The organism is Mucilaginibacter sp. (assembly GCF_036383575.1).
Classification (GTDB): Bacteria; Bacteroidota; Bacteroidia; order Sphingobacteriales; family Sphingobacteriaceae; genus Mucilaginibacter.
The window spans coordinates 1-11,792 of the sequence record NZ_DASVOB010000526.1 but is presented as its reverse complement, the minus strand read 5'-3'; the positions used below and the strand labels follow the sequence as shown (position 1 = coordinate 11,792).

The window sequence follows — 11,792 nt, the reverse complement described above, 5'->3', positions numbered from 1 at the left end:
CAGTTGCTCCGCTAACCGCCTACCTTGATACCGCAATGGTTACACGCCCTGAGTTTAAGCAATTCACATTACGCAGCCGTGTTGCCGAAACTAATATCAAAAGCATTAAAGCCAATGAATTGCCAACGTTAGGCGCTTCGGTTGCAGGTTACTACGTTGATGTTAGCGCTAACCCTATACCTAAAAGCGGTAGTTTCATTACTCCGCTATCGGCTGGTTTAACACTGTCATGGAACTTCAGCTCATTGTGGACTAACAAGAATAAAGTAAAAGAAGCCCAGATCCAGAGCCAGCAGGTTGATATCAACAAAGGTATCACTACCGACCGTGTGAAAGATGAGGTTAACCAAAGCTACCAGAACTATACCATGGCGCTTGAAAAGATCAAACTTTTGCAAACCTCAATTGATCAGGCAGGTGAAAACAACAAGATCCTCGAATCCAAATACAAAAGCAATATAGCCTCAGCTACTGACCGTGCCGATGCAGAAACATTGCTTTACCAGGCACAGATCAATTTAGAATTGGCTAAAGCCGATGCTGGTCTGGCTTACTATACGTTACAAAAATCAACAGGAAAAATCAACAAATAACAATACCAAACCTTTTAAATAAAATGGCAAAGGAACAAGAAACACCGGAACAACCGAAAAAGAAAAACAAAGTTATCCCCATCATATTAGGCATTGTACTTATTGGCGGCGTAATTTTCGGTATAAAAGAATACATCTACTTCAGTAAACACATTGATACTGATGATGCGCAAATTGATGGCGATATCAGCCCTGTAGTTGCCCGCGTTGGTGGCTATGTTGATTCAATTTATTTTGAAGAAAACACGCATGTAAATGTTGGTCAACCACTGGTTAAAATTGATGACCACGATTATAGAATAAAATTAGAGCAGGCTCAGGCTGCACAGGTAGGCGCAAGCGCTGGTATCAATGTAAACCAATCGCAGATCTTCGCTAACCAGGCAAATTCTGCAGGCGCTAAAGCACAGGTTGCATCAAACGCTGCCCATTTAGAAAAAGTGCAGAAAGATTACGATCGTTATGCCAACCTGGTAAAAGACGGATCAGTAACTCAACAACAATTTGACCAGGCCAAAGCCGATCTGGATGTTGCAAAAGCTAATTACAAAGCGTCACAGGATCAATACAAAGCCGCTGTTGAGCAAATTGGCACAACCCGCAGCCAGTTAGCGGTTACCCATACAGGCGTATCACAAAAGCAGGTTGATATTGACTATGCTAAATTGCAATTGAGCTACACCCAGGTAAAATCGCCTGCAAGTGGTTTAGCATCTAAAAAGAATGTACAGTTAGGTCAGCTGGTTCAGGCTGGTCAAACTTTGTTCTCAATTGTGAATGACAACAGCCTTTACATTACCGCCAACTACAAAGAAACTCAGCTTACCAACATTAAAAATGGTTTAAAAGTAGAGATTGAAGTTGACGCTTACCCTGATATGAAACTGGAAGGCGAAGTTTATAATTTTTCACCTGCAACAGGCGCTAAATTTTCATTACTTCCACCGGATAATGCAACCGGTAACTTTGTAAAGGTTGTACAACGTGTGCCTATCAAAATAAAGATCAACGGCACTAAAGAAGAGCTTGCAAAATTACGCCCTGGTATGAGCGTAAACGTATCTGTAATTAAAGGATAATACAATGGCTGAAACTGGCTTTAAAAAGTGGATCATCACCATTACGGTGATCACAGCTTCATTACTGGAGCTGATAGATACCACTATCGTTAACGTAGCGTTGCCTCACATACAAGGTAACCTTGGCGCAACCCTTGAGGATGTGGCCTGGGTAGTTACCGGCTATGCGGTAGCAAACGTGATCATATTGCCCATGTCTGGTTGGCTGGGCGGCCGTTTTGGGCGTAAAAACTACTTCATGACATCCATCATAGTGTTTACTATCGTATCGTTTTTATGCGGTAATGCACACACTATGAATGAGCTGGTACTATTTAGGATATTGCAGGGTATTGCTGGAGGTGGTTTGATCTCAACCGCCCAGGCTATATTGCTTGAAACCTGGCCCCGTGAACAAATAGGTACAGCAACCGCCTTGTTTGGTTTGGGAGCGGTAGTAGGCCCAACAGTAGGCCCTACTATTGGTGGCTGGATAGTTGAAAATTACTCATGGCCATGGATCTTTTATGTAAACATCCCGGTAGGAGCGCTGGCTGCATTTTGTACCTACACCTTTGTGCGGGAAACGCCCAAGGATGCCAAAGGTAAACCGGTTGACTGGTGGGGTATTATCCTGCTGGCTATTGCCGTAGGCAGTTTACAAACTGTACTTGAAAAAGGTGAAAGTGAAGATTGGTTTGCTAAACCGTACATCCTGATATTAACCATATCAGCAGTATTGGGAACCATATTGTTCATCTGGCGCGAAATGAGTACGGAACACCCGATAGTAAACTTCAGTATCTTACGACATCGAAGCTTTGCCGTGGGGATGTTCACATCCTTCATACTTGGGTTTGGTTTGTATGGTTCGGTGTTCGTGTTCCCTGTGTTTTGTCAAAACCTGCTTGGCTTTAACGCCCAGCAAACCGGCGAGCTGTTGTTCCCCGGTGGTTTGTGTACCATTGTGATGATGCCGTTTATTGGTAAGATGCTTAATAAGGGCATACCGGCCCAATTTATGGCCACAGCGGGCATGTTTCTGTTTTATGTATTTACCCATATGCTAAGCGGTTCAACGCTGGCAACGGGCGAAAAAGACGTGTTAGTGCCGCTGCTGATCCGTGGTGTAGGTATGGCTTTATTGTTTGTGCCGCTTACTACGCTGGCCATGGCCGATTTGAAAGGTCCTGAATTAGGCCAGGGTTCGGGCTTGAACAACATGATGCGCCAATTAGGTGGTTCATTTGGTATAGCTACGCTAACAACGCTTATACATATACGGCAGGGTGTACACCGCAATAACCTGCTGGTAAATATCAGCCCGTACAATAACGCTTTTAATGATCGCCTGCATATGCTTACGCAGGGCTTCATGGCAAAAGGCAAATCAATGATTGATGCTACCCATATGGCGTACCAGGCAATTGAAGGTATGGTTACCAGGCAGACACTATTGCTGACTTATGATGATGCTTACTGGATCTCGGGGTTGGTGATGTTGTTTTCGATACCGTTGCTTTACCTGCAGCCGTTCAAAAAGCTGAAGGCTGTTGCTGATTCGCACTAAAATGATAAAAGCCGTTCCACTATTACCGGAACGGCTTTCCCCAAAAAAAATTAACAATTAAAATTTAAGTTACTCACCCCGCATAAACAACATATTTAAATATTGCGACCGGGGTTTGTTTAATCTTAAGGTATAAATTTACTGGATTTTAATTAATAAACGCAAATTTTATTGGGCAATAAAATACTATTTATGAAAAAGGCATGAAATTTTATTGTTTCATGCCTTTTTCATTGTAAAAATAAGCTAAGCTTGTTAAAATATAACTTTACCTGTAGCTGTAATTAGTGATGCTATACGCACCGCATCAAAAATGCGCTCCTCGGTAGTACCTAATTTTATAAGCGAATCCTCATGCGCATTCACGCACATTTCGCAGCCGTTAATTGCCGATACGGCTAAACTGGCCAGTTCAAAAAATTCTTTACCGGTTACAGGTTTCATCATGAGCTGCATGCGGATGCGGGCAGGGATCTGTGTGTATTTTTCCTTTTGGGTAAAATGCCTGAAACGGTAAAAAATATTATTTGATGCCAGCAATGAAGCACAGCCAACAGCTTCGCCAATTTCGGCATCGGTGGCCTCGTTTTCTTTAGCGTATTTGGTGAAGTAATTGATAAGCGGTATGTTATTATTGTTAGCCGCAGTAGCTAAACCCAACAGGGCGCATTCTTTGTTGGTTAAATGTGCCGAGGTAAGGGTGCTGGTAAAGTTCAGCTTCAAATCACGCAGGTAACGTGATTCACCTGTTTCTAAAAGGGTAAGGCTCGCGGTGCGGTAGTTTTTATCTAATCCGATACTTTCAAGTATCTCCTGGATCACTTCGGTACTTTCGTTCATTTTTTTTGGGGTTGTTTTTTATTGTAGAGACGCATCACATGCGTCTCCCGGCATGAAAATCAGTATCGCCAAGGTTGCCTGTCCTGGATGAGACGCATGTGATGCGTCTCTACATCAAAACAACTTCTGCTTTAGGCTTTTAACTATTGATTTTCAGCTTAAAAAAGGGTGTAAAAAATCCCCGCACCGAAATCCAGTACGGGGACAATTATCTGTTGTATGATTATACAGTTAAAGTTTCCTGGCCTTTTTCCCAGTTGCAAGGGCAAAGCTCGTCAGTTTGTAAACCATCAAGTACACGTAATACTTCTTTCACGTTACGGCCTACGCTCAGGTCGTTAACTGATACCCAACGGATGATACCTTGTGGATCAACGATGAAAGTAGCACGGTAAGCAATTTTTTCAGTTGGCTCTAAAATACCCAGATCTTCGGCTAATGATTTTGAAGTATCAGCAAGCATAGGGAATTTCAAATCGCGCAGATCATCATGATCTCTTCTCCAGGCAGCGTGAACAAATTCAGAGTCGGTAGAAGCACCGATCAAACGGGTTTCGCGGTCGCGGAATTCGCCAAAGTTTTTGTTAAATTCAGCAATTTCAGTAGGGCAAACAAAAGTGAAGTCTTTTGGCCACCAGAACATTACAGTCCAAACGTTATCATCGTTGGTTAAATATTCAGAAGTAAGGGTTTCAAACTCTTTACCTTTTTCAAGGCTTACTACTGCTGTTTTAGAAAATTCGGGGAATTTTTGTCCTATGGTTAACATATTTTGATATTTCTTTTAATGTTTATGCAAATATAGAAATTTTAACCCGCCTCCCGAATACTTATAATTGATGCAATATAGATTTTAACTATATGATTTATTGCGTGATATATATAATATTTATAGCGTTATTTATAAGGGGTTTAGCCCGTTTTTGCTATTTCAAAAAATGCGCTATCTTGGTTGTATGAAAACCAAACCTATCCTCATTATCGCAGTTTCTGTTGTTGTTTTGGCCGTTGGCGGATACTTTATTTTCCGTGGAAAACCCAAGCCGTCAACCGGCAGCAATGAAATAAGCAACTTTTTAAAAGCATTCAAAGCTCAGGTTATAAAAGGCAATCGCGATTCATTGATGAGTTATTTTGCCGATAAGCAAACATCTGAACCTATAAATAAATTAATAACAACCCTAATCAACAAACAGCAAAAAAGCGACGAAGAAGATGTATCTTTTAACATAGAGCTGAATGTAGAGCAGGCCGAAATTACGCAGATCAATCCTCAACTCGCCACAGCTATTGTTCCTGTTACCTTTAGCGAGCAGCATCTGGATACAAGGCATTCGGGCATAACTTTTACCATTCAAAAAAACGAGCAAAACAAACTCAGCATCTACCAGGCAGATGCCCGTAATTTCATGAGTGATTATATAGCTTACCGTAATACCGCGTGGGCGAAAAAATATACAGATAAAGAAATTTACAGCCCGGAAACACTGAAAGCATTCTTAGATGCAGGCAATTTATTCGCTAAATATGATAGCGTAATATGGTTTACTCATTTAAAGAAACAGACATATTTTTATGTAGTAAAGGGGAAATGGGATTATTATAACTTAATGAAGGATACTGCCAAAACATATAAAATGGGATTGGTTAGTCCAGATTATAAAGAAGTAATCCCTGCTGAATATGACCTTGTTCATAACATCAGCGGCACATTTCCGGATCTTATTGAAGTTGAAAAAGATGGTAAGCGGGGTTTTTATGACCTTAGTGGCAAAGTTGTAATTCCCGTTGAATATGACCAGATATTTCCGGTTAATGACACCGAAAACCTTGCCGCATTGAGAAAAGGCGATGAGTACTTTTGGTTAAAAAACGACTTTTCTGTGTCCGAAAAAACCGAGGTTAAAATCAGTGAGCTGTTTTCGAAACTTAAGCAACCAAACTCATTTACATTAACCAAGAGCCCGGCCGGTGATATTACAGAGTTTAACTCGCGCGAGCAGCATGGCAGCATTTATGTCCCCCCTTCTTATCTTGTTGACCTTGGGTTGATCCGAAAGATTCAGGAGTTTAAAAACCCGCTGCGTAATCACGTTGACTTTGTAGCAACAAGCTCGCAGTATATGGTAAAAGCGAAAGCGTTGCCGGCAAAAGTATCTGCCGAAAATAATAGCTGGTTGCAAACTGCTTATTATTCTATTCGTGATTACTTTATCGGTGGCCGCGCCGAATTCTATGATACCAACAACATAATCTTGATAGATGACAAAAGCAACAAGATTTATAGCTATGAAATCAACACTGATATTAACACCGAAGAAGGCGGCAACGAAATAAGCGGAAGCTGCAACGAGTATAATATTAATGCAATCAGCGATTCGCTATTGGAGGTAAAAGTTACAACCACAGCCAATATCGAACTCTATAATCATACATTTATTGATGAGCTGCCTGTATTTCATTTTCTTAAACTTGGAAATGGCAAGGTAAAAGAGGCGATAAAAACCAAAAGAGTTTTCGCTTTTACAAAATACCAGAAAATGGACGACCATTTTATCAATGGATGTTACGTTTACGGTAAAGTTGTTGACGGGAAATATAAAACTTCAGGTGGAGGGCCAATTTCATCCGAAACATTAAGGTATATGAAAAACGAGATCTACGCCGACTATAACTATAAATTTAAAGACAAACGCTGGAGGGATGTTTTCACACAGCAGTTTTATGATCAGTACAAACCGGAAAACGCCAGCGTTCAGGACTCGCTAACTGAGATTGATAAATATAACATTCAATGGATTGATCAGAAGTTAAAAGGATTACCGGTGATACAGCCAAAAGTATTAGCTGCTAAATGAGCATTACCGGTCGCATATTAAGATATTTTGCTTTTTTCTGGGTGTTGATATTGTGTGCCGGTACGTTTGTTCAGTACTGGGATTTTAATCATGACTCCTACTTTTTGCACATTAAGGAAACCGCTGTTAAAACCGGCTGGTACCTTCCCGCTTTTTATTGCCATATTATAGGCAGCAGCGTTATCCTGCTTGCCGGATTCTTTCAGTTTTCAAAAAAGGTTTACAATAGCAAAGCGCTTCACCGGGCATTAGGAAAGTTATATGTATTTGGTGTTTTGTTTTTTGCTGCGCCGGGCGCGTATGTGATGACCCTTTTTATTAATCGCGGTACTGGCGTATTTATATCGTTCCTGCTGCAAAATACACTTTGGGTGGTTTTTACCTTAACAGCATTTTTGCTGGCTAAAAACGGCCGGATTGACGACCACATCAGAATGATGAACCGCAGCTATGCTCTCGCCTTCGGCGCGGTTACCTTACGGTTTTATATCTGGCTGTTCACCGTACTGGGTAATGGCGTAAATTTTCATAATAACTACCTCATTATTGCCTTTTTAAGCTGGGTGCCTAATTTGATTTTGGCCGAGGTTATAAACAGGTATGGGAAGGGGTCGGTTGTGGTTGGGTGAGAACGCACCTACCTTTTATTATTGTCATCCTGAGCGATAGCGAAGGATCTTCTTCGGCATGCTTATCGGCAATGCAGAGCGAAGATTCGCGGTGAAGAAGATGCTTCACTGCGTTCAGCATGACAAAAGAATATAAAATTAAAACGTCATTGCGAGGTACGAAGCAATCCCCGATGAGCAGAGCGGCTTTTGTAGATTCGCCCTGTATAGTTTGGGATTGCTTCGTATCTCGCAATGACGTGTGTAATTTAAAGCCCTCCCCAAGGGGGAGGGTTTGGATGGGGTTAACTCACACTTGTTACCGTTTTCTTCAACTCTGTTTCCAGGTTTTGAAGCTCGGTATTCAGGGTACGGCGGTTGGCGGTACCTTCGTCGTGAATGCGTTTTACCTCGGTAAGGGTTTCAATGAGCGATGAAGTGGTCTTTTTCAGTGTATCCAGAGATACTACCGTTTTTTCATTTTCGCGGGCTACGTCAATACTGTTTTGTTTCAGCATTTCGGCATTCTTTTGCAAAATGGTGTTGGTAGTATCCGAGATCTTTTTCTGCATCTCCACGTTTTCTTTCTGACGGTTAAGCGCCACAGCTATGGTAAGCTGGTTTTTCCAAACCGGGATGGTGGTAGATACAATAGACTGCGCTTTCTCAGCAATGGTAGTATTATTGTTCTGCACCACACGGATCTGAGCCAGCGATTGCATCATAATAAAACGTACCACTTTCAGATCAGCAAGGCGCTTATCTAAACGGGTCACAAAATCGCGCAGATCGGCAATTTCATAATCCTGGTAAGCCGTTGGGTTGCCGTCCATTACAGCCAGTTTTTCGTTAAGCTCATTGTACTTAAGCTGACCGGCAATGATCAGGTCTTCCATTTGCTTAATGTAGGTAACGTTACTGTCAAACATGGTTTGCAGCGAACTGTTATCCTTTAATGAATTAACACGACCGGCCTTGATCTTATTGGTGATCTTATCGATGTTGTTAACCACAGTATCATACTTCTGAAAAAGCTTTTTGGTATCCACTACCAGCTTTTTCATGAAGGGGATATGTGATATAAACGAGGTGAACGCGTTTTGGTTCAGCTCATCAACATCAATATAATTCAATTCGGTAAGCAAGTCATTGATCAACACACCCACCTCGCCCGAGTTATAAGTACGTACCGAAGTAAGGAAGTTGTTGCTGTATTTTTCCATCGAGTTTTGTACTTCAACACCATAATTCAGTATCGAGTTAACATCACTCGGGTTGAGATCTTTGCCCATATCACCGTATTTTTTTACGTCTTCGGCGGGGATAACATCAAGGTTAACATTACCTTGTTTATCAAGCCTCATGGGTACTGCTGTATTAGTTTGCCCTGCCGCTGGGATATCCAGGCTTGCTGGAGTGATCAGCGGTGGTATATTTAGTTCATCATTGTTTTGTGCACTTTCCATAATCTTATTTTTAATTATTTAGTAGTACGAGCTAAGTTTAATTAGCTTCTGTTTAGGTATATATGAAATAATTTATGTTAAAAGCCATCCAGCTTAATACTCAAGAAAATGGCTTTAAACTTTTATAAATAAGTTGCAGTTACAGTTTTCACTGTTTCTTCCAGCTTACGGTCGCGGGTTGGTTCGCCGATGGCGTTAAATTTCCATTCGCCATTCTTTTTGTAAAACACGCCCATCACCATAGATACATGGCCTGCAAAATCTTTGCTATGCGCAATGTCATAAGTTGCGAAGATTTCATTAACGCGGGTTGGTGTACCTTCATAAATGCGGATGGATGCAAACGGAATACTACCAAAATCCTGACCACGGAAGCTGTTCAAAACAAAAGCTACATAGCCGATGGCAGGGCTTAGCGTACCAAAGTCAACAGTGATCACTTCGTTGTCCAGGCCATCATTACCGGCCATATCGCCGGTAAGGTCGTCGCCACTGTGCCTTACAGAATGATCTTTTGAGCGCAGGTTGCCGAAATAGATCACATCTATCAGTTGTTTGCTGTCGTTATACAAAATGCAGCTGGCATCAAGGTCGACAGCCTCTTTGGTGGTACCGAAGCCAAACAGGCCTTTTCTTTCAATGGCGCCCCAGTTTATCCCAACACATACATTTTGTAATTTGCTGCCGTTACTTTTTTCAAGGCTGATCCTTTGCCCCTTTTGAAGATTGATAGCCATATTTTAGTTGTATTTATTTAAATAATCCTGCAAGCCACCCTTCATACCGGCACCAACAGCTTCAAATTTCCAGTTATTGTCTTTTTTGTAGATACGGCCAAATTCAACGGCGGTTTCTATCGAAAAATCCTCTTCCAGCTCATATTTCAAAATATCGACATTAGTAGCCGAATCAAAAATGCGAACAAAAGAGTTGCGCACCTGGCCAAAATTCTGACGGCGGCTTTCGGCTTCGTGGATAGTTACCACAATACAAATTTCGGTAGCACGCGGATCGATCTTTGACAGATCAACAATGATCTGCTCATCATCGCCGTCACCTGCCCCTGTTTGATTATCGCCGGTATGTTCTACTGCACCATCCGGTGATTTTGGGTTATTATAGAAAACGAAAAATTCGTCGGCCAGTATTTTTTTATTATCGCCCATGATGAACACCGAGGCGTCAAGGTCAAAGGCAGAGCCTGTTGATGAGCTGTTTGTATCCCAACCAAGGCCTATAGTAAATTTAGGGGCACCAATGGTTTCCCTTTGGCCTTTTTGCAAGTTAATTGCCATGCTGAATTAGTTTATTATTGTTTATTAATAGGTTTTGTTTAATAAAGTTTAAGTTAGGCGTATAGGCTTCAATGGTATGATAACCATTCCCCAAAGCCATATCATACAACAAGTTTATGAAATTGCTGCCTTGATCCTGTATAAAAATGCAAAAACTTTCGTGATCGTAATTTAAAATATATTTTACTATGCGGGTATTGATGCAAAAGTCATTGCCTTTAATGATATCATTTAAATGATAGATGTTTTTAACATGATGATAGTTGAGGTAATTCTCAATATTGGGGTGGATGTTTTTGTTTACCAGTTCGGCAAAGTACAGCATATAAATATCGTTCTGTAAACCATACTCATCTACCATTTTCATGATCATGCGCTCGTGGCTGCCGGTTATTTTGATATCATCCAAAAATAACAGCGTTTTACCCACAAGGAAATCCTTATCAATATGAAATGAATCGTTGCCAATTAAATTGATCCTTTGTTCGGCATCCAGTTCGCCGTAGTCTTCTTTATAAGTTATGGTGCGATGAACTTTTGTTTCCTGCACCACCGGGTAACCATGATTGGCCAGCCAGCGATTAAGCCTGCATACAAAATGGTTTTTCATGGCGAAGGTAGCCGTAGGGATAAACGAGTACGGGCTCGAGATCACTACGATCTGTTGCTTTATCGGTTGTTTACTTAAATGCTTTGCAATAAAACCATCGGCAAGGTCGGTACCGAAATAGCTGGATACTTCACCATCGCCAAACTTAAAGCGGCTATAATCATCGGCATCGAAACCAAAATGAGTTGCGCTGTTGATGTGATGTAACGAGTAGGTAGCTTTCATGAACTTAATAAGCTTAAAATTGATAAGTTGTTTGAATTGATGAGCAAGCTTTGGAGGCTCGCATCATTAGCCCCTGCTATATCTGCCGCCGGGTTATCGCCTATATGTATGATATCTGCCAGGCTTATCTGCTTTGGTTTATTACATGCTTTAACTTTTTGCACCATCAGGTTAAATAAAGCCGGGTTTGGTTTCGACATTCCTTCCTCATCCGAATAGATCTGAAAGTTAAAAAAGTCTGCAAGCCCTAACTTAAGCATCACCTTGCGGAGCGTTTCTCCCTTTATAAAACCTGTATTACTTAAAATACTCAATGAGCAATCGCCTTTTTGTTTTAGATGCTGCAGCGTATCAATTGTTACAGGCGAGTACACCACCGGCAGGTAATAGAACAGCAGCTTTTCCATATCGGCATAAAGCTTATCGGTATCGATATCAGCAAGCGGATACTGGTTATCATTAATTGTGCTGATCACCATCAGGTACATTTCATCAGCATCAATATTTTTGCCGGTACGCTCATTCACTGCATTGCACATCAAATCAACCTGACGGAAGGCCCGTGCCACCTCATCAATACTTTTACCCGCCGGATTAAAATCCCGGTGAAAGATCTTGGTACGCTCTATCTTAAAGTACGGATTTGATTTGATCAGCGTAAGCCAAAGA

At 41.3% G+C, this 11,792-nt stretch carries 12 protein-coding genes; 5 read left to right on the top strand and 7 right to left on the bottom strand.

Annotated elements, in window-relative coordinates; translation table 11 throughout:
- The 3 genes from VF500_RS18615 to VF500_RS18605 form a co-directional block, all read left to right on the top strand.
- Positions 1–593: TolC family protein (locus VF500_RS18615; RefSeq protein ID WP_330861119.1), on the top strand; the 593-nt coding region annotated here is incomplete at its 5' end.
- Between the two features lie 23 nt (positions 594–616).
- Positions 617–1,672 carry an HlyD family secretion protein gene (locus tag VF500_RS18610; protein WP_330861118.1) on the top strand — a complete coding sequence of 352 codons (1,056 nt, stop codon included), beginning with the start codon at positions 617–619 and terminating at the stop codon, positions 1,670–1,672.
- A 4-nt stretch (positions 1,673–1,676) separates the two neighbouring features.
- Positions 1,677–3,221, top strand: coding sequence for a DHA2 family efflux MFS transporter permease subunit (locus tag VF500_RS18605; protein ID WP_330861117.1), 1,545 nt, complete (start codon positions 1,677–1,679; stop codon positions 3,219–3,221).
- A 255-nt stretch (positions 3,222–3,476) separates the two neighbouring features.
- Here VF500_RS18605 and VF500_RS18600 read toward each other — a convergent pair whose 3' ends face one another.
- Both VF500_RS18600 and VF500_RS18595 read right to left on the bottom strand, forming a co-directional pair.
- Positions 3,477–4,061, bottom strand: a complete 585-nt coding sequence (locus VF500_RS18600; RefSeq protein ID WP_330861116.1) for a carboxymuconolactone decarboxylase family protein — start codon at positions 4,059–4,061, stop codon at positions 3,477–3,479.
- A 223-nt stretch (positions 4,062–4,284) separates the two neighbouring features.
- Entirely contained in the window at positions 4,285–4,830 is a 546-nt protein-coding gene (locus VF500_RS18595; protein ID WP_091172945.1) for a peroxiredoxin, read from the bottom strand.
- A gap of 187 nt (positions 4,831–5,017) precedes the next feature.
- On the opposite strand from VF500_RS18595, the gene VF500_RS18590 reads away from it, so the two are divergent.
- The gene (locus tag VF500_RS18590; RefSeq protein ID WP_330861115.1) at positions 5,018–6,919 is read left to right on the top strand and encodes a WG repeat-containing protein; all 1,902 of its coding nucleotides are present in this window, start codon (positions 5,018–5,020) and stop codon (positions 6,917–6,919) included.
- A complete protein-coding gene (locus VF500_RS18585; RefSeq protein WP_330861114.1) occupies positions 6,916–7,548 on the top strand; it encodes a DUF2306 domain-containing protein in 633 nt (210 codons plus the stop codon). Before VF500_RS18590 ends, VF500_RS18585 begins: the two co-directional genes overlap by 4 nt.
- A gap of 284 nt (positions 7,549–7,832) precedes the next feature.
- Here VF500_RS18585 and VF500_RS18580 read toward each other — a convergent pair whose 3' ends face one another.
- The 5 genes from VF500_RS18580 to VF500_RS18560 all read right to left on the bottom strand — a co-directional run.
- A complete protein-coding gene (locus VF500_RS18580) occupies positions 7,833–8,993 on the bottom strand; it encodes a toxic anion resistance protein (RefSeq protein WP_330861113.1) in 1,161 nt (386 codons plus the stop codon).
- A gap of 122 nt (positions 8,994–9,115) precedes the next feature.
- Positions 9,116–9,730: a TerD family protein gene (locus VF500_RS18575; RefSeq protein WP_330861112.1), complete on the bottom strand. Its 615-nt coding sequence runs from the start codon at positions 9,728–9,730 to the stop codon at positions 9,116–9,118.
- A 3-nt stretch (positions 9,731–9,733) separates the two neighbouring features.
- Positions 9,734–10,288 carry a TerD family protein gene (locus VF500_RS18570; protein WP_330861111.1) on the bottom strand — a complete coding sequence of 185 codons (555 nt, stop codon included), beginning with the start codon at positions 10,286–10,288 and terminating at the stop codon, positions 9,734–9,736.
- Positions 10,278–11,123 (bottom strand): phosphoribosyltransferase family protein, encoded by an 846-nt coding sequence (locus VF500_RS18565; protein WP_330861109.1) that lies wholly within the window; start codon positions 11,121–11,123, stop codon positions 10,278–10,280. Before VF500_RS18565 ends, VF500_RS18570 begins: the two co-directional genes overlap by 11 nt.
- Positions 11,120–11,792, bottom strand: a 673-nt coding sequence (locus VF500_RS18560; RefSeq protein ID WP_330861108.1) for an HAD family hydrolase, incomplete at its 5' end; no start/stop codon positions are given. The genes VF500_RS18565 and VF500_RS18560, both read right to left, overlap by 4 nt.

What these genes read in the sequence shown, in the direction of transcription:
- VF500_RS18610 (WP_330861118.1), top strand. Translation starts at nt 617, where the DNA reads ATGGCAAAGGAACAAGAAACACCGGAACAACCGAAAAAGAAAAACAAA.
- VF500_RS18605 (WP_330861117.1), top strand. Translation starts at nt 1,677, where the DNA reads ATGGCTGAAACTGGCTTTAAAAAGTGGATCATCACCATTACGGTGATC.
- VF500_RS18600 (WP_330861116.1), bottom strand. Translation starts at nt 4,061, where the DNA reads ATGAACGAAAGTACCGAAGTGATCCAGGAGATACTTGAAAGTATCGGA.
- VF500_RS18595 (WP_091172945.1), bottom strand. Translation starts at nt 4,830, where the DNA reads ATGTTAACCATAGGACAAAAATTCCCCGAATTTTCTAAAACAGCAGTA.
- VF500_RS18590 (WP_330861115.1), top strand. Translation starts at nt 5,018, where the DNA reads ATGAAAACCAAACCTATCCTCATTATCGCAGTTTCTGTTGTTGTTTTG.
- VF500_RS18585 (WP_330861114.1), top strand. Translation starts at nt 6,916, where the DNA reads ATGAGCATTACCGGTCGCATATTAAGATATTTTGCTTTTTTCTGGGTG.
- VF500_RS18580 (WP_330861113.1), bottom strand. Translation starts at nt 8,993, where the DNA reads ATGGAAAGTGCACAAAACAATGATGAACTAAATATACCACCGCTGATC.
- VF500_RS18575 (WP_330861112.1), bottom strand. Translation starts at nt 9,730, where the DNA reads ATGGCTATCAATCTTCAAAAGGGGCAAAGGATCAGCCTTGAAAAAAGT.
- VF500_RS18570 (WP_330861111.1), bottom strand. Translation starts at nt 10,288, where the DNA reads ATGGCAATTAACTTGCAAAAAGGCCAAAGGGAAACCATTGGTGCCCCT.
- VF500_RS18565 (WP_330861109.1), bottom strand. Translation starts at nt 11,123, where the DNA reads ATGAAAGCTACCTACTCGTTACATCACATCAACAGCGCAACTCATTTT.